The following is a 17,261-nucleotide window of genomic DNA, read 5'->3' on the forward strand; positions in this document are numbered from 1 at the left end:
ACGCGAAGCGCATCTTCCGGCAGACCGATCGCGACGGCGTGGCCTGGACCTTCAACGGCCGGCAGTGGCTGCGCCAGCAGCCCGGCGACCTCAGCCTGGACGACGTGGACAACCCGAGGACGCAGGCCTTCTCCGCGCTGCCCGAAAAGGCCGACGAGCTGAACCGACTGGCCAACGATGCCGCCTTCGATCTGGCCATGCGCGACTTGCCGCGGCCCGCGGACCCGTTCAGGCTGCCGGCCGGCGACGAGGATCGCCCGAGCCTGCAGCCCGCCGACTGGCGGCATGAACCTGCCCGTCGTCGAGCGCGACATCGCCAGCCCGCAGCGGGCGGCCGCGCTCGAACGGCAATCGGCGCAGGTGGTGGCGGCCAACATCGCCAACGGTCCCGCGGCGCTGGCTGCGCGGTTCGAGCCGCTGTACCGCGCCCAGGGCTGGGCGATGCCGGAGCCGATGCGCAGCGGCCATTGGCGCCGCGACGGCACCGTGGCGGCCGGTACGCTCAGGCTGGAACTCGATGCCACCCGCGACGCCTTGCGGCCGGCGCTGGCTCAGCACACCGAGGCAATGGCCCAGGTGCAGCCCCGGCCGGCCCTGTCGCCGCAGGAGCGCGACCGCGCCAACCTGGCCAGCGCCTATGCCGCGGCGGGCGTGGCGCCCAGCCCCGAGACCCTGGAGGCGGCACTGCGGGCGGTGCAGCGCACGCGCGAGGCGCATGGCCTCGATGCGGCGACGACATCGCTGGCGCCGCAACCCAATGCACGAGGCGCCTACGACATCCACAGCCCCCTGATGCACCTGCGTACGGACAGCGATGGCGTCGTGCGGGTCGCCGCGGTGACCACGGCCGAGGACATCGCCCGCGCCCGCACCGACGCGCCCGGCAGGCACGCGGATGCGGCGGCATTGACGTCGGGCCACGACCGCATCCCGGCCCACCCCGCCGACACGCCGATCCGTGTCCGCGATCCCGCCGCGCAGCCGACACCATCGCCGCCGTTCAGCGATCCGGGGCACCCGCAGCACGCCCTCTATTCCGAACTGAAGCGCCACCTGCCCGACTACGTCTCCGAGCCGAGGCTGGCGCAGTTCACTGCCGCCGTCCATGCCGCCGGCATCAAGCCCGGCCAGCTCGGCAGCATCGACGTCGACGCCGAGCGGGCGGTATTCGCCTCGCGCGCGGGCTGGCCGCAGGCGGTCGTGGACATCAGCACGAGCCCGCCCCCGTTGCAGGCCTCCCTGCAGCGCGCGCAGGAGGTCGACCATCAGCAGGCGCTGCAGGCCGGGCCGCACGCCCAGCCGCACCTGATGCCGCCGCAACCGCAACCGTCGATGCACCACTGAGCGCACGGTGGACATGCGCCAGCGCCCCGCCCGACCGCCCAGCGCCCCACCCGGACGGGCCTATCCCATGCCGCCGTTGACGCCGATCACCTGGCCGTTGACGTAGCCGGCCTCGTCGCGGCACAGGAACGCGACCACGGCCGCGACTTCCTCCGGCGTGCCGGCGCGCGCGGCCGGCACCATCTGGCGGATCGCCTCGGCCGGGAAGGCATCGGCCGCCATCGCGCCGGCGACGACCCCGGGCGCCACCACGTTGGCGGTGATGCCGCGGCTGGCCATCTCGCGCGCGAGCGAGCGGGTGGCGCCGTGCAGCGCAGCCTTGGCCGCGGCGTAGTTGGCCTGGCCGCGGTTGCCGAGCACCGCCGCCACGCTGGACACGCTGACGATGCGGCCCCAGCGCGTGCGCGCCATCGGCAGCAGCAGCGGCTGGGTGACGTGGAAGAAGCCGTGCAGGGAGACGTCGATCACCCGCTTCCACTGCGACTCGCGCATGCCCGCCAGCGGCGCGTCGTCGTGGATGCCGGCGTTGTTGACCACCACCTGCACCGGACCATCGGCGAGCACCGTCTCGAGCGCGGCGCGAGCGGCGTCCCCATCGGCGACGTCGAACGCGATCGCCCGCGCCTGCCCGCCGGCCTCCACGATCGCGGCGGCGACCGCCTCGGCACGATCGAGACGGCTGTTGGCGTGTACCAGCACGTGCAGCCCGTCGGCCGCGAGGCGGCGGCAGATCGCGCCGCCGATGTCGCCGCTGCCGCCGGTGACCAGGGCGCGGCGCGGGGAAGGCGTGGACGTCGTCATCCGCGCATTCTAGCCGCCCCGCGCGGGCCGCCAGCGCAGGCGGCGGCGCGTCTACGGCGGCGCGACGTCCAGCTTGACGGTGGCGCGCCCCTCGGCGAGCAGGTCGCCGGCGTGCAGGATGCGGAAGGCGTACTGCTGGCTGTCGGCGGTCTCGGCCAGCGCTTCGGCCTCGCACACCAGTTCGCCCAGCAAGGTGTCGATGCGGTCCACCCGCAGGCGCACGCCGCGCAAGGCCACCAGCATGCCGGCGCGCACCGGCACGCCGGCGGCGCGGCCGCGCAGGCCGCCGTGGACGGCCATCGCCTGGGCGCCGTACTCGCACAGGTGCAGCGCGCGCAGGCGGCCGTCGCTGCGCAGCGGGTGCGCGGGATCGCGGTGGCCATCGGTGGCCAGGCGGATGCGCGCGGCGTTCCAGTCCAGCACCCGGTCCCACAGGCACATCGCGCCGTGGTGCGGCACCAGGGCCTGCAGTTCCTCGCGTCCGATCATCGCGTCGCCTCCGCATCCGCGCCGGCGTGGCCGGCCAGCAGCACCGCCAGCACGAAGTTGGCGACCACGCCGATCGCCACCGTCAGCCCGATCGCGCGCAGCACCGGGATCGACGACAGCGCCAGCAGGCCGAACACCAGCGCGGTCATCGACGAGCACACCAGCACCGCGTGCAGCGTGCGCAGGTGCTCGGCGCGCTCGCCGGCGGCGCGCTCGAAGAACAGCGCGTAGTCGAGCCCCAGCCCGGCGGCGAGGATCAGCGACACCAGGTGGAACAGGGTCAGCTCGATGCCGAACGCGCGCAGTAGGCCCAGGGTCAGCAGCAGGGTCAGGCCCATCGGCAGCAAAACGCGCCACACCCGGCGCGGTCGCCGCAGCGCCGCCCAGACGGTCGCGGCGAGCAGCAGCGCGGCCAGCCCCAGGGAGGCCAGCACGCCGCCGCGCCAGGCCGAGACCAGCGACTCGGAGGTCTCCTTGAGATCGACCAGGTGCGCGCCGTGCGCGGCGGCCGCCGCCGCGACCCGCGCCGGATCCTCGAGTCCGCCCAGCGCGACCAGCGCGGTAACGCGGCCCTCGCCGGGCAGCAGCAGGCCGGACACGCTGGCATCGAGCGGGGTGCCGGCGAGATCGCGCGCGGTCAGCGGCGCGGCGGTGCGCGCGGTCTCGACGTCGGCGAGGAAGGGCGCGAACGCATCCGGCCGGAACGGGGTGCCGGCCAGGGCGTCGTCGAGCACGGCGCGCAGCGCATCGGGTGCCGGCAGCCGCGCCTGCCGCGCGCGCTGGGTGGCCGCGCTGGGCAGGTAGCGCGCGGCGAGGTCGTAGCTGCCCAGCGCGCCCTCGGCCACCAGCCCGTCGAGCACGGGCAGCAGCCGCTCGGACGCCGCCAGCGCGGCGTCCTCGCTCGGCGCTTCGAGCGTCATCAGGTAGCGCACGTCGGGCGCGCCCAGCGCGGCGCGCAGGCGCGCGTCGTCGCGCATGCCCTGTTCCGGCACCGGGGTCAGCTTCGACAGGTCGTTCTCCCAGAACGGACCGGGCGCGAAGGCGGCCGTCGCCACGGCCGCCAGCGCCAGCGCGGCGAGCAGCCAGGGCCGGGGGCGCGGCACGCGGTCGAACGCGCGCGCGCAGGCGTCCACCCACGGCGCCTGGCCGACGTCGCCGGCGCGCGCTTCCAGCAGCGGCGGCAGGAGGTAGCGCGTGGACGCAGCGGCCGCGACCAGGCCGACGATGGTGAACACCGCCAGCTGGCGCAGCCCCTCCACCCCGGAGACGAAGAAGGTCAGGTAGGCGATGCAGGTCGAGACCACCCCGGTCAGCAGCGTCGGCCACAGCGCGCGCACGATTGCGCGCGGGCTTTGGCGGCCGTGCAGGTGGCTGAAGACGTGCACCGGGTAGTCCTGGGCCACGCCGATCAGGGTGAAACCGAAGGCCAGGGTGATGCCGTGGACGCCGTCGAACAGCGCCGCCACCGCGGCGAGGCCGGCCAGGCCGGCGGTGGCCAGCGGCAACACGCCGAGCAGCAGCAGGCGCGCGCTGCGGTAGGCGAAGACGAACAGCAGCACCAGGCCCAGGGTGCCGATGGCGCCGATGCGCCCGGCCTCGGCGGCGGTGCGCGCGCCGATCTCGACCGAGAACGCGCCCGGGCCGGTCAGCGTCATCCGGCTGCCGCTGCCCGCCGAGACCGCCTCGAACGCGCGCCGGATCGCCTCCACGGTGCCGGCCTGGGCGGCCGGGTCGAAGCCGGCGGCGCGGGTACGCACCACCAGCAACGCCTCGGTGCCGTCGGCATCGAACCACACGCCCTCGCGGCGCGTCGGCGCGCCTTCCGGCTCCCAGCGCTCGGCCAGGCGCAGGACCTCCAGCGTGGGATCGGACGGCAGCAGCGGCTCGACCAGGGCGGCGGCGGGCGAGCCGAGATCCTGCAGCCGCGCGTCGAGCGCGTCGCGCAGGGTCTCGGCATCCAGCGGCGCGGCGTCGAACGCGTCCGTGAGCAGGTACCGGTACGGCAAGAGGCGCGCAGGGATGGCATCGAGGTTGTCGTCGCCGCCGTTGGCGACGAACTCGATCGACGGCGCCCCGGCCAGCCGCGCGCGCAGCGCCGCCGACTGCGCGGCGAGCGTCTCGGCCGGCGCGCCGGACAGCCCGATCAGCAGCAGCCGCGCGCCGGGGCCGTCGCCCAGCTCCTCGATCAAGAGCCGCTGCGCCGAGGTCTCCGGCGCGGGCATGAAGGCGCGCAGGTCGCCTGAGACCTGCAGGCGCTGCGCCGCCCAGATGCCGACAGCGGCCAGCAGCGCCGCCCACAGCAGCGCCAGCGCCCACTGCGACGCCGGCTTCATTCCGTGGCGGCGCCGCGGCAGAGCCGCTCCAGCGCGGCGGCGTCGAGGTCGGGCGCGGCGTCGCGCGCGGCGCCGGCCAACAGCGTGCGCTGCACCGCGCCTTCGGTGGGCACGGTCTCGATGCAGCGCAGCTCGGCGCCGCGGCCGTGCAGCACGATGTCGCGCATGCGCCGGGCGAGCGTCGCATCCTTCGGCGTCATCGTCAGCGTCCAGCGCTCGCGCGCGCCCTCGGTGCGCAGCGCGTAATGGCGCGCCAGCGCGTCGTGGTCGCCGTCGAGCAGGGCGCCGAAGCTCGCCTGCAACGCCTGCAGTTCCGGCGCGCGCGAGAGCTGGAAGCGGCGCGGCGCGCGCCCTTCGCGCGCGATGGTGGCCTCGCTGCCGCGCAGGGTGGTGGTCTCCCGGTACGGGGCATGCACCTCGCGCACCAGGGTCTGCGGATCCGGGCGCACGTATTCGCCGCTCACCCGCAGCGGCGCGTCGAGCATGGCGGACTCGCGCACCTCCAGGAACGAGGTGCGCACCGGCGCCGGGCGCGCCAGCCGCTGCAGGATCCAGGCGCTGTCGACGCCGGCGGCGTCAGTCGCGGCCGGCTGCGCCGCCGCCCACCACGGCAGCAGCGCGCACAGCGCCATCGCCAGGCGACGCGCCGCGCGGCGCGGGATCGGTTCGTTCGACGCGGTCATCGCCATGCTCCCAGAAGTCGTAGAAGTTGAACCAGTTGTAGGGCGCGCTGCGCACGCGATGCTCCAGCCGCGCCGCGTAACCGCGGATGAGCGCCGGCAGCGCGGCAGCGCGCTCGCGGCGCGGCAGGTCAATGCCGTCGCTGAAGGGCTCGAACACCAGGTCGTAACGGTTGCCGCCGCGGTACAGGCCGAAGGCCAGCATCACCGGGATCTTCAGCACCGAAGCCACCAGCCAGGGCGCGGTCGGGAAGCGCGCCGGCGCGCCGAGGAAGGGCGCGACGCCGAACGGCTCGCCGGGCTGGGTGCGATCGACCAGCAGCGCGATCATCGCACCCTGCGCCGCCGCCTCCTGGATCGCCAGCATGATCGAGGGGCCATCCTGGCCCGCGTCGATGACGGTCGCGGCGATCTCCGGGTTCAGCGCATCGAGCAGCGAGGTCAGGCTGGCGCTGTGGCCCTTGTCCAGCAGCACCCGGATCGGTACGTCCGGGCGCTGGCGCGACAGCACCCGCAGCACCTCGAAGCTGCCGAGGTGGGAGCCGAACAGCAGCACGCCACGGCCGCGCTCGATCTGCCGGTGCAGCGCGTCCAGACCCTCGATGCGCACGTCGAAGCGGCGCATGTCCTCGCTCAGCAGGAACACGCGGTCGAGGATGGTCTGCGAGAAGGTGTGGATGTGGCGGAACACCTCGCGCCAGCCGGCCGGCCGGCCGAGCACGCGGGACAGGTAGGCGCGCGAATCGCGGCGCTCCTCGCGGCGGCGCAACAGGAAGTAGAACGACACCGGGTACAGCACCGCGCGCGCCACCGCGCGCCCGCCGTAGCGGCCGATCCAGCAGATAGCGGCGATCGCCCAGCGCGCGCCGGCCTCCCGGCGGCGCTTCCACTGCGCGCTCATGCCGGGCCCGTCCCGTCGTCGCGCGCGACCTCGCCGCTGGCCAGCAGCGCGCCCTCGCGCATCACCCGGAAGCGCCAGCGTCCGTCGCCCGCCGCCTCCAGCGCGACCTCGGCGGCCTGCCCGGGCAGCAGCGGCTGCAGGAACTTGACCTGCGGCAGGCGCAGCGCGCGCAGCGGTCCGGCTTCGGCCTCGACCGCGGCCAGCACCCGCTCCAGGACGACCACGCCGGGCACCACCGGCCGTCCGGGAAAGTGCCCGGGCAGGCTCGGATGGTCGTGCGGAATGCGGATCGGCATCGGACTCGGTCGCGCCCCTGGGCGTGTCGGCGGGAACGTCGCCGCGGTCGGCGACGGCAGGGCGCAGAGGATACCGGGATCGCCGTGCGCAGGCAGTCCGGCCTTCAGCCGCGGCGGGCGAGCAGCGCCAGCACCTGCTCGCGCGCCTCGCCGGCCAGCGCCTGGCGGTCGCGGCCGGCGGTCGGGATCGGCGTGCCGATGCGCACGCGGATCGTGCCCGGGCGCACCCGGAACAGGCCGTCCGGCGGCAGGACCGCGCCGGTGCCCGCCAGCGCCACCGGCAGCACCTCGGCACCGGCGGCCAGCGCGGTCTGGAAGGCGCCCGGCCGGAACGGCGCCACCACGCCATCGCGGCTGCGGGTCCCCTCCGGGAAGATGCACAGGATCGCGCCGTCGCGCACCAGCGCCGCCGAGCGCCGCAGGCTGTCGGCCGCGGCGCGGCGGTTCTCGCGCGGGATGAACACCATCCCCATCGCGCGGGCGTACCAGCCCACGAACGGCACCCGCCGCATCTCCTGCTTGAGCAGGAAGTGCAACGGCGCCGGCACCGCGCGGAACAGCGCGCAGATGTCGATCACCGACTCGTGGTTGGCCACCAGCACGTAGGGCCGCGACCAGTCGACGCGTTCGGCGCCCTCCACCTCGCAGCGCGCGCCGGCGCCCCACAGCAACCCGGGCGCCCAGCAGCGCGAGGCCATGCGCAGGGGCACGCGGCGGCGCCCGCCGCTCAGCGCCCACACCGCCAGCGCCAAGGCGATCCATCCCGCGGTCCAGGCCAGGGTGAAGGCGAACTGCACCGCGTTGGCGGCCGCCCATAGCAGCCGTTGCAGGCGGCCGGCGTCGAGCGCGAGGGAGTCGGTCTGCGGATTCACGCCGCCAGCATAACGCGGCGCCGCCGGCAGCCACCGGGAACGCAGTCGCGGCCGTTCCGCAAGCCCGTGCGCGCCCCAGGTCCATCGGCGTTCGACCTGCAGCGCCGGAGTTGCCCCTGCTCCCGCAAGCGGAGCCGTGTCGTCCCTTCTCCCGCACACCGGCTCACGTCGTCCCTCCCCCGCAAGCGGGCCCATGTCGCTCCTTTTCCCGCAAGCGGGCTCATGCTGTCCCTTCTCCCGCAAGCGGGGCACGTCGTTCCTTCTCCCGCAAGCGGGGCAAGTTGTTCCTTCTCCCGCAAGCGGGGCAAGTTGTTCCTTCTCCCGCAAGCGGGGCACGTCGTTCCTTCTCCCGCAAGGGGAAGGGAAAGAGAGCATGGTCCCCGCTTGCGAGGGAAGGGAAAGAGAGAATGCCCCTCGCTTGCGGGACGGGCAAAACAAAGCCGTCGCGAAGCCCTAGCATGGCGGCCATGCCCACCGCCGTGCCGTCGCCGCTGCTCGCCCGCCTGACCGCCCTGGCCGGGGTCGCGCGGGAGGCGGGATTCGCCTGCATCTGCACGCGCCGCGCGCACGGGCTCAGCGCCGTCGATGTGGATCGCCCGCGGCTGACGATCGTGCTGCGCGGCCGCGGGCGCTTCGCCTCCGGCGCCACCGTGGCCGAACTGGCCCCCGGCGACATGCTGCTGACGACCGGCCGCTGCCGGTTGGACGCGCTGCATATGCCCGAACCGCACGGCGACAGTCAGAGCCTGTACCTCGCGCTCTCGGTGCCGCTGTGCGAGGAGGTGATCGACGCCGCCCGGCTGCTGTGGGCGCGGCCGGCGCCCGTGCGCGAGGCCGGCATCGTGCGCCTGGACAGCGCCGAGTTCGCGGAGGACCTGCAACGCTGGAGCGCCGCCCTGGAGGACGACTGCTATGCGCAGGCACGGCTGGCGCTCGCGGCGATGGTGGTCGCGCTGTGCGCGCGCGGCCACACCGCATTGCTGGCGCCGGCGCCGCCCGGCATCGCCGACGAGATTCGCCGCCTGGTCGGCGAGCGCCCCGAGCGCGACTGGCGCTCGCGCGACTTCGAGGCCGCGCTGGGCCTGAGCGGCGCCACCCTGCGCCGGCGACTGACCGCGGAAGGCACCGGGCTGCGCGAGGTGATCGCCTCGGCGCGGCTGGCCCATGCGCTGGAGTTGCTCTACACCACGCGCTGGCCGTTGAAGACGGTGGCCGCGCGGGTGGGTTACCGCTCCACCGCCAGCTTCGTGCGCCGCTTCGCGCAGCGGTACGGGCTGGACCCCGGGCGGATCGGCAACGCCGGGGGCACCTGAGCGTTCGACGCACGTTATCGAGCGCATCGCGAAGCGGGTCCGCGCTACCTTGGCGCTTCCGCGGCGATCGCCGCCCTGGAAGCGATTCGATGACCGCCTCGCCCCGCCCCCTGCGGCCCGCCCGCCCCTTCGTGCTGGCCATCGCGCTGGCGCTGGCCGCCTCCGCGGCCGCCGCGCCGCCGCCCGCGCAGCAGGTGCCCGGCGTGCAGCACCGCGCGATCGGCCCGCTGCGGGTGACCGCGCTGTTCGACGGCATCGTGCCGCTGCCGCGCCAGCGCCTGCGCGGCATCGACGAGACGGACATGGCGCGGCTGCAGCAGCGCGACTTCGTGCCGGAGGCCGGCGACGGCGTACAGACGGCGGTCAACGCCTATCTGGTCCACAACGGCCACCGGCTGACGCTGGTCGACACCGGCACCGCTGGCTGCTTCGGCGACGCGCTCGGCCAGGTGCCGGACAACCTGCGCGCGGCCGGCTACCGCCCCGAGGACGTGGACGACATCCTGCTGACCCACGCCCATCCCGACCATATCTGCGGCCTGCTCGACCGCGAGGGCCGCGCGGTCTACCCGCGCGCCACCGTCTGGCTCTCGCGCGAGGACGCCGATTACTGGCTCGACCCCGCCACCGAACGCGCCGCGACGACGCCCGAGCCGCTGCGCCCGTTGCTCGCGATGGCGCGCCGCGCGGTCGCCCCCTACCGAGCCGACGCCCGGCTGCGCCTGTTCGACGCCGGCGACACCCTGCCCGGGGCCGCGACCGCGGCGTCTTCGCACGGCCATACGCCCGGACACACCGGGTTCCTGTTCGAGGCTGGCGACCAGCGGCTGCTGGTCTGGGGCGATCTCGTCCACTACCACGCGGTGCAGTTCGCCCGGCCCGAGGCCTCATTCGAGGCCGATGCCGACCGCGCGCAGGCGATCGCTTCGCGGCGCGAGCAATTCGCGCGCGCGGCCGATGGCGGCTGGTGGGTCGCCGGCGCGCACCTGCCCTTCCCCGGGCTCGGCCACGTCCGCCGCGAAGGCGCGGCCTACGCCTGGGTGCCGGTCGAGTTCGCGCCGCTGCCGGTCGCCCCGGCGCCCTGAGCGCCGAGCCCCAGCCAGCGCGTGACCACCGCGCGCGCCTCGTCCACGCCGGTCTTCTGCAGCGCCGAGAACCCCTGCACGCTCACGCCGTCGCCGTAGGCGGCCTGGAGGTCGCGGCGCACCGCCTGCAGCGCATTGGCGGTACCGCCGCGGCCCAGCTTGTCGGCCTTGGTCAGCAGCGCGTGCGCCGGCAGGCCGCGCTCCACCGCATAGCCCAGCATCTGCCGGTCGTAGTCCTTCAGCGGATGGCGGATGTCCATCACCACCACCAGCCCGCGCAGCGCGCCGCGATTGGCGAAGTAGCCGGCGATGAACGCCTGCCAGTGCGCCTGCAGTTCCCTGGGCACCTTGGCGTAGCCGTAGCCGGGCAAATCGACCAGGTGGCGATCCTCGTGCGGCTCGACCTGGAAGAACACCAGTTGCTGGGTGCGGCCGGGGGTCTTGGAGACCCGCGCCAGCGCGTTCTGCTGGCACAGCGCGTTGAGCGCGCTCGACTTGCCCGCGTTGGAGCGGCCGGCGAAGGCGACCTCGTAGCCGAGATCGGGCGGCAGTTGCGCGGGCGTATGCGCCGCCAGCCGGTAGCGGGCGCGGGCGAGAGGATTGGACATGCGCATAGGATCGCACGGCGCGCCCGGGCCGGGCGCGGGAACGCCACGCGGCCGGCATGGCGGCCGCGCGTTTGACCCCAATCGCGGCGGCCGTCGATAATCCGGCGTCTGCCGGGCGCGCTCGCGTCCGTGCCCTGTCGTCCGGAGCCCAGCAATGCGCCAAGCCCGCGCCTACGCTATCGCCGGTCTCGCCGCCCTCGTGGCCGGCGCGGTCGCCTTCGCCCAGTCCGAGACCGTCCCGCTTCCGGAGGAAGCCCCGGTCGAGGCGGCGCCGCTGGACGACAACGCGGTGGCTGCGCTGGCCGAGACCCAGTGGGGCGATCCGCAGAACGGCGCCACCCTGGCCGGTACCTGCGCCGCCTGCCATGGCCTGGACGGCAACAGCACCATCCGCGAGGTCTACCCCAGCATCGCGGCGCAGAACGAGCTCTACATCGCCCACCAGCTCGCGCTGTTCAAGAGCGGCGAGCGCTCCAGCCCGATCATGCAGCCCTTCGCCGCGATGCTGTCGCCGCAGGACATGCGCGACCTCGGCGCGCACTTCGCCGCGCAGACCGCCCAGGCGGGGATCGCCGACGACACCGTGGTGACCGAAGGCCCCTACGAGGGCATGAAGTTCTACGAGATCGGGCAGACCCTGTACCGCCGCGGCGATCCCGAGCGCCAGATCCCGGCCTGCATGGCCTGCCACGGCCCCACCGGCGCCGGCATCCCCGGCCCTTCGTACCCGCACGTCGGCGGCCAGGTGTCCTGGTACACCGCGCGCCGCCTGGAGGAGTTCCGCAGCGGCACCACCCACGAGCGCGACCGCCGCCTGTTCGACGTCATGGCCACGGTGGCCAGCCGCCTGACCGACCAGGAGATCCAGGCGCTGTCCAGCTACATGGAAGGCCTGCACCCGCGCCCGGACGCCGCCACCCGCGCGCAGATGGCGCGGCTGGAAGGCGGCGCGGAGGTCGTGCCCACCCGCGGCGGCCCCGGCGCCACCGGCGATGCGGTGCAGACCGAGATGCCGGACGTGCCCGCGGGCGCACCGGGCGCGCCCGAGGTCGAGCCCGCCGATCCGCCGCAGGCCCCCGCCCCGGAAGCCGAGACGCCGGCGCCCGCGGAGCCCGAACCGCAGCCGTGAACGACCGGCGTCCCCGGACCGCCGCGAACGCCGCCGGACCGGCCGGGTCCAGGCCGGTCCGGCCCCTTGCTTCATCGCCGATGCATGCGCCGGCCCGCTTGGCGGGGCCGGCGTTCTCGTGTCGTCGCCATCCGCCCGGAGCGCCCCGATGATCCCCTTGCGCCGGTTCCGCCAGGCCCTGGCCGCCGCCTGCCTGCTGGTCGCGCTGCCCGTTTTCGCCCAGCCCGCGGCCGAGGGGCCGGTCGAAGGCGTGGACTACATCGCCATCCCCGACGGCCGCCCGCTGGCGCCGCTGGACGGGAAGATCGAGGTCGTGGAGATCTTCTCCTACGCCTGCGGCCATTGCGCCGATCTGCAGCCGATGATCGAGCCCTGGCAGCGCGCATTGCCCGCCGACGTCCGCTTCACCTACCTGCCGGTGGTCTATCGCACCCACGACGCGTTCGCGACCGCGTTCTTCGCCTCGCAGGCCCTGGGCACGCTCGAGACCACCCACCAGGCGACCTTCGACGCCATCCATCGCCAGCGCCGGCTGCCGGGCAACGCTACGACCGGCGAGATCGCCTGGTTCTACGGCCAGCTCGGCGTGGACCAGCCGCGGCTGGAAGCGGCCATGGCCAGCGACGAGACCGCCGCCAAGCTGAACGCGGCGCACGAATTCCTGCTCCGCAGTGGCGCGCAGGGCACCCCGACCCTCATCATCAACGGCCGCTACCGCGTCCAGGCGCGCTCGCTGCGCGGCCTGCTGCGCACGGCGGAGGCGCTGATCGCCCGCGAGCGCACCGCCGCCCGCTGAGCTTTCCGATTTCCGTTCGCCACGAGGTCTGTCCATGAAACTCCAGCACGCGTTTCTGTCCCTGCTGCTGGCCGGCGCGCTCGCCGGCTGCGGCCAGCGCGAAGAGGCCCCCGCCGCCGACCCCACTGCCACCCCGCCCGCCGCCGAGGCCCCCGCGCCCGCCGCCGACGCGCCCCAGGCCGAGGCGCCCGAGGCCCCCGCCCCCGGCGACGCACCGGCGCCCGAAGGCGATGCCGCCGCCGAGGCCGCTCACCCGCCGCCGGCACCGGCCGCGCCGCAGGGTCCGGCCCCGGTCGAGGGCACCAACTACGTCACCATCCAGAACGGGCAGCCGTTCCAGCCGCTCGACGGCAAGATCGAGGTCGTCGAGGTGTTCGGCTACACCTGCCCCGGCTGCGCCGCGTTCGAGCCCACCTTCCGCGCCTGGAAGGCGCGCCAGCCCGCCGACGTGCGGGTGACCGCGCTGGCCGCGCCGTTCGGCGGCTACTGGATGCCCTACGCCCGCGCGTTCTACACCGCCGAATCGATGGGCCTGGTCGAGCGCACCCACGACAAGATGTTCGAGGCCATCCACATCGAGCGCAGCCTGCCGGTGCAGAACGTCAGCGACCAGCAGATCGCCAATTTCTACGCCAAGCACGGCGCGGACGCCGCGCAGTTCGCCAGCACCATGCAGAGCTTCGCGGTGAACGCCAAGCTCAAGCGCGCCGAGCAGTTCATCGCGCGCTCCGGCGTCGATTCCACCCCGACCCTGGTCGTCAACGGCAAGTACCGGGTGATCGGCGGGCGCTCATACGACGACGTCCTCAACACCGTGGAGCACCTGATCGCGCGCGAGCGCGGCGCCCACTGAGCCATCGCACGCCCCCACGCCGTGCCGCCGCTCGCCATCCACCGCATCGCCGCCCCGTCCGCGGACGGGGCCGAGCGCTCCGCGCCGCCGTCACCGGACGGCGGCTACGGTGCGCCCGTCCCCGCCGACGAGACCGATCACGCGATGGCACGCGATGCCAACCACCGGCGCCTGCGCCTGCTGAGCGCCAACATCCAGGCCGGCTCCAGCACGCGCCGCTACAGCGACTACGCCACCCGCAGCTGGTCGCACGTGCTGCCCGCGGGCAACAAGCGCTGGGCGCTCGACCAGATCGCGCAACTGGCCGGCCGCCACGACATCGTCGGCCTGCAGGAAAGCGATCCCGGCAGCTGGCGCTCCGGCTTCACCAACCAGACCCATTACCTCGCCGAACGCGGCGGCTTCCACTTCTGGACCCACCAGCCCAACCGCAAGGTCGGCAACTTCGCCTCCAGCGCCAACGGGCTGCTGAGCCGCGTCGAGCCGGTGGAAGTGCACGATCACCCCCTGCCCGGCCGCATCTCCGGCCGCGGCATGCTGCTGGCCCGCTTCGGCCACGGCGCCGAAGGCCTGACCGTGGCCGTGGCCCACCTGTCGCTCGGCGCGCAATCGCGCCGCTCGCAGCTTTCCTTCATCGCCGAGCTGCTGCACGACCATCCCAACGCCGTGCTGATGGGCGACTTCAACTGCACCGCCGACCGCCCGGAGATGGAGATCCTCTACCGCAACACGGCGCTGCAGCCGCCGTCCTGCGCGATCCAGACCTTCCCCAGCTGGCGCCCGCAGAAGGCCATCGACCACGTGCTGGCCACCGGCTCGCTGATCTGCAACGACATGCAGGCCATGCCCGCCGCGCTCTCGGACCATCTCGCCGTCTCCGTCGCGCTGGACGTTCCCGAGGCGGCGCTGCGGACCTGAGTAGAGGTGTGAGCAGGGCAGTCCAGCCACCTCCGGCAGCGGTGGCCAGCGGGCGCATCGGCGAAAGCGATGATGTCTCTGCCCTGCCCCGGCTCCGGATGACGACTTCGCGACAGAGGTCGCACGATCGTGTCGCCGGCCGAACGTCGTCCGCGTAGGACAAGAATCAGACAAGTCCTACAGAATCCTTCGCGCCTGGCCGATAAGATGGCGGTCCATCGAAATTCGGCCGCACAGCGGTCGTGGGACGACAGGGGGCAATGCGACGTCGAGTCCTGGTGCGGCCGCTGGCCCACGCGGACCCCGGTGTCTGCAATTCTTCCACGCGCGTGCAGAACCGGCTGCCCACATGGCGGCGCTGTTGAGAAGTCGGAAGCGAAGGGGAAGTGATGGTCGAGAGGTCAAAGAGGAATTGTCAAGTCGCCGGCAGGAGTCTCCGGCAGGGCCTGATGGGTTTCACCATGGCCGCGTTCGCGATCTTGGCAGGAGGATCTGCACATGCGCAGGATTCGGGGCGATATCCCTTTGAGGAATACGACCAGCGCGTCAACGCAGCTCGGAACATCACCGCTCTCGACTCAGGAGCGTTCGGAGAACGGGTCTCGGGCTTCGATGGGGCGACGTCGTTCGAAATGGACGACATCGTGCTCGAGGGCAATAACCGACTTCCGGTGGCGCTAGGAAGGAAGATCGCGATCCAGTCGAGAGCGCAACTTAGGTTCAGCTTCGAGGATCATTTTCTCGGCGGGTTCGGCGACTGGGACATCAACATCCCGCACGTCGAGACGCTCGTCGCGGCGCAGCAGGGCTGGGCCGTCGGGCCACCATCCGATGCAGCACGATTCAATCGGTGCAGCCGGGTGTCGCCTCCATTCGTTCACGAGAATTCGCTGTATTTCCACTGGCACGATTTCTGGGACGGTTACACGCTGTCGCTGCCCGGTGTGGGCGGCGGGCAACTCATGGAGCGTGTTGCGGGCGCGCATGGCGATCCATCCGATGGACGATCCTATCCATGGGTCGTCAACGGGAACATCCGGGTCCGCTGTGTCGGGGCGACGAAGAACGGATATCCGGGAGAAGCCTTCGCCGCCGTCACGCCGGACGGGCTGACCTATTACCTCGATTGGGCCATCGAGCGGGCTCAGTTCATCCTCAAGAAATACGACCCTACCAACCGTCGAAACATCGGACTTGGAAGAAAGCGCGTCTATCTTGCCGCCACGCGCATCGAGGACCGATTCGGCAACTGGGTCAGCTACACGTACAACGGCGACAAATTGCAGTCGATCACGTCCAGCGATGGGCGTTCGATCGCGCTGGGGTGGAACGGAGAGACGATCGTATCGGCCACAGCGAGCGGCGGCAGGACGTGGCGCTACGCATATGTCAAGGACACCATCGGGGCGACGAACCTGGCAAGCGTGGTGAATCCCGACGGAGGCGCGTGGCGGTATTCGTTTTCCAACTTCATGTCGGACCCACTGGTGCTTCGGCCGGATCCGGAGGTCCATTACAATCCTTGCGACACGTCTTCGGATCTCGGCCGTGAGTTCGACAGTGTAGATTACAGAGTCGAGCATCCGAGCGGAGCGGTTGGGACGTTTTCTTTCGATCACGAGAGCGTCTGGCGCACATCCAACTACGACAATCTTTGTCCGGGCCTCCTCGGCCCGACCTGGTATGAGTTGTGGAGCTTGAAGAGCAAGCGCGTGGAGGGGGTGGGCGTTCCGCCGCAGACGCATACCTACGCCATCGACTTCAGCGTGGGCGCCAATGGCGCCAAATGGAATGCGACGACGCGCCCCGACGGTACGACCCTACGCTCCCAGTACGGGACCACCATATCGACGGTGGCCATCGGCGGACAGAACGTCTTGTCCGGCAACGAGACGCTGCTCCTCGCCGAGGAAATACTGGACGCCAACGGTGCGGTCCGCGAAACCCGGGAGTACACCTACGCTCACAACCCGACGGTCGGGCTGGGATTCCCGTCCCGGCTCGGGGCCAGGTTGACCCGGGTACCGCTCGCGGACGAAGTCATCCGCCCACGGATCCAGAGCCGGATTGTGCGGTCCGGCGAGGAATTCGTTTCGACGGTGCAGCAATTCGATGCCTACGCCCGGCCTCGCGTCGTGGCGAAGTCCGGCCGGTTCATCCCTGTGCCGTAGTGGGAAGCTGAGACCGCTCGAAGCAGTGTATCGATCTCGATAAAGCGAGCCGTGTCCCGGGCCGGATGGAGTTCCACGTTCCCGGCGGCACGTCGTTCGACAGGGGGTAACAAGACGATGGACAGGACACGACGACTCTGGCTTTGCGCCTGGCTGCTGCCGCTCGCCGCGCAGGCACAGACCTACACCAAGACCGAGACGATCGAGTACCACGACAACCTGTCGCTGTGGGTGCTCGGCCAGCCCTCGAAGCTGACGGTGAACGGCATCGTGGCTTCGGAAACCATTTACGACACGCGCGCGCAGCCGACGACGCTCCGCGAGTTCGGGCGCACCTTCCAGACCCTGACCTACCACCCCGACGGCACCGTCGCCACGGTGGCCGACGGCCGCGGCAACGTCACCAGGCTGTCCGACTGGAAGCGCGGCATCCCGCAGACCATCCGCCACCCGGCCACGCCCGAGGCGCCCAACGGCGCGACCCGTTCGGCGGTCGTCAACGACGCCGGCTGGATCACCCGGGTCACCGACGAGAACGGCTACGCCACGAACTACCAGCACGATCCGATGGGGCGCATCACCCGCGTCCAGCATCCGACCGGCGACAGCGTGGCTTGGCACGACAGCACCTTCAGCTTCGTGCGCGCGACGGCCCCGGCCTACGGGATCCCG

16 protein-coding genes and 2 pseudogenes are annotated in these 17,261 nt (G+C 72.7%); 9 read left to right on the top strand and 9 right to left on the bottom strand.

Going from position 1 to position 17,261, the window contains the following annotated elements:
• Window positions 1-287: pseudogene (locus Z164_RS21475) on the bottom strand (hypothetical protein); the annotation flags it as partial.
• Here Z164_RS21475 and Z164_RS20805 point away from each other — a divergent pair.
• Complete coding sequence (locus Z164_RS20805) at window positions 286-1,344, top strand: hypothetical protein (protein WP_024891697.1); 1,059 nt, start codon at window positions 286-288, stop codon at window positions 1,342-1,344. The pseudogene Z164_RS21475 and the gene Z164_RS20805 sit on opposite strands and share 2 nt — an antisense overlap.
• A 60-nt stretch (window positions 1,345-1,404) precedes the next feature.
• Here Z164_RS20805 and fabG read toward each other — a convergent pair whose 3' ends face one another.
• From fabG to Z164_RS0116090, 7 genes are all read right to left on the bottom strand, one after another.
• On the bottom strand, window positions 1,405-2,145 hold the full coding sequence (fabG, locus tag Z164_RS0116060) for a 3-oxoacyl-ACP reductase FabG (protein ID WP_024891698.1): 741 nt from the start codon (window positions 2,143-2,145) through the stop codon (window positions 1,405-1,407).
• 51 nt (window positions 2,146-2,196) lie between these two features.
• The gene (locus Z164_RS0116065) at window positions 2,197-2,634 is read right to left on the bottom strand and encodes a hotdog family protein (protein WP_024891699.1); all 438 of its coding nucleotides are present in this window, start codon (window positions 2,632-2,634) and stop codon (window positions 2,197-2,199) included.
• Entirely contained in the window at window positions 2,631-4,967 is a 2,337-nt protein-coding gene (locus tag Z164_RS0116070; protein ID WP_043690486.1) for an MMPL family transporter, read from the bottom strand. The genes Z164_RS0116065 and Z164_RS0116070 overlap by 4 nt, the downstream gene beginning before the upstream one ends.
• A complete protein-coding gene (locus Z164_RS0116075; protein ID WP_043690494.1) occupies window positions 4,964-5,599 on the bottom strand; it encodes a LolA-related protein in 636 nt (211 codons plus the stop codon). Before Z164_RS0116075 ends, Z164_RS0116070 begins: the two co-directional genes overlap by 4 nt.
• On the bottom strand, window positions 5,544-6,548 hold the full coding sequence (locus Z164_RS0116080; protein WP_024891702.1) for an LpxL/LpxP family acyltransferase: 1,005 nt from the start codon (window positions 6,546-6,548) through the stop codon (window positions 5,544-5,546). Before Z164_RS0116080 ends, Z164_RS0116075 begins: the two co-directional genes overlap by 56 nt.
• Window positions 6,545-6,844, bottom strand: coding sequence for an ApeI family dehydratase (locus Z164_RS0116085; RefSeq protein ID WP_024891703.1), 300 nt, complete (start codon window positions 6,842-6,844; stop codon window positions 6,545-6,547). The genes Z164_RS0116080 and Z164_RS0116085 overlap by 4 nt, the downstream gene beginning before the upstream one ends.
• Before the next feature lie 104 nt (window positions 6,845-6,948).
• Complete coding sequence (locus Z164_RS0116090; protein WP_024891704.1) at window positions 6,949-7,716, bottom strand: lysophospholipid acyltransferase family protein; 768 nt, start codon at window positions 7,714-7,716, stop codon at window positions 6,949-6,951.
• 467 nt (window positions 7,717-8,183) lie between these two features.
• Here Z164_RS0116090 and Z164_RS0116095 point away from each other — a divergent pair, with 467 nt between their 5' ends.
• Both Z164_RS0116095 and Z164_RS0116100 read left to right on the top strand, forming a co-directional pair.
• Window positions 8,184-9,029: a helix-turn-helix transcriptional regulator gene (locus tag Z164_RS0116095; RefSeq protein ID WP_024891705.1), complete on the top strand. Its 846-nt coding sequence runs from the start codon at window positions 8,184-8,186 to the stop codon at window positions 9,027-9,029.
• Window positions 9,030-9,118: 89 nt separating this feature from the next.
• Window positions 9,119-10,114, top strand: a complete 996-nt coding sequence (locus tag Z164_RS0116100; RefSeq protein WP_024891706.1) for an MBL fold metallo-hydrolase — start codon at window positions 9,119-9,121, stop codon at window positions 10,112-10,114.
• On the opposite strand, the gene yihA is transcribed toward Z164_RS0116100, so the two are convergent.
• Window positions 10,060-10,722: a ribosome biogenesis GTP-binding protein YihA/YsxC gene (gene yihA, locus Z164_RS0116105; RefSeq protein ID WP_024891707.1), complete on the bottom strand. Its 663-nt coding sequence runs from the start codon at window positions 10,720-10,722 to the stop codon at window positions 10,060-10,062. The genes Z164_RS0116100 and yihA overlap by 55 nt on opposite strands.
• A gap of 154 nt (window positions 10,723-10,876) precedes the next feature.
• Between yihA and Z164_RS20810 the strand changes: the two are divergent.
• The 6 genes and pseudogenes from Z164_RS20810 to Z164_RS20815 form a co-directional block, all read left to right on the top strand.
• Window positions 10,877-11,650 (top strand): annotated as a pseudogene (locus tag Z164_RS20810) (c-type cytochrome); the annotation flags it as partial.
• A 349-nt stretch (window positions 11,651-11,999) separates the two neighbouring features.
• Window positions 12,000-12,647: a thiol:disulfide interchange protein DsbA/DsbL gene (locus Z164_RS0116115; RefSeq protein ID WP_024891709.1), complete on the top strand. Its 648-nt coding sequence runs from the start codon at window positions 12,000-12,002 to the stop codon at window positions 12,645-12,647.
• 34 nt (window positions 12,648-12,681) lie between these two features.
• Window positions 12,682-13,500: a thiol:disulfide interchange protein DsbA/DsbL gene (locus tag Z164_RS0116120; protein ID WP_024891710.1), complete on the top strand. Its 819-nt coding sequence runs from the start codon at window positions 12,682-12,684 to the stop codon at window positions 13,498-13,500.
• 144 nt (window positions 13,501-13,644) lie between these two features.
• The gene (locus tag Z164_RS0116125; RefSeq protein ID WP_024891711.1) at window positions 13,645-14,418 is read left to right on the top strand and encodes an endonuclease/exonuclease/phosphatase family protein; all 774 of its coding nucleotides are present in this window, start codon (window positions 13,645-13,647) and stop codon (window positions 14,416-14,418) included.
• 449 nt (window positions 14,419-14,867) lie between these two features.
• Window positions 14,868-16,589 (top strand): hypothetical protein, encoded by a 1,722-nt coding sequence (locus Z164_RS0116130; protein ID WP_024891712.1) that lies wholly within the window; start codon window positions 14,868-14,870, stop codon window positions 16,587-16,589.
• 117 nt (window positions 16,590-16,706) lie between these two features.
• On the top strand, window positions 16,707-17,261 hold a 555-nt coding region (locus Z164_RS20815), incomplete at its 3' end, for an RHS repeat domain-containing protein (RefSeq protein ID WP_043690491.1).

The organism is Luteimonas huabeiensis HB2 (assembly GCF_000559025.1).
GTDB classification, from domain to species: Bacteria; Pseudomonadota; Gammaproteobacteria; order Xanthomonadales; family Xanthomonadaceae; genus Luteimonas; species Luteimonas huabeiensis.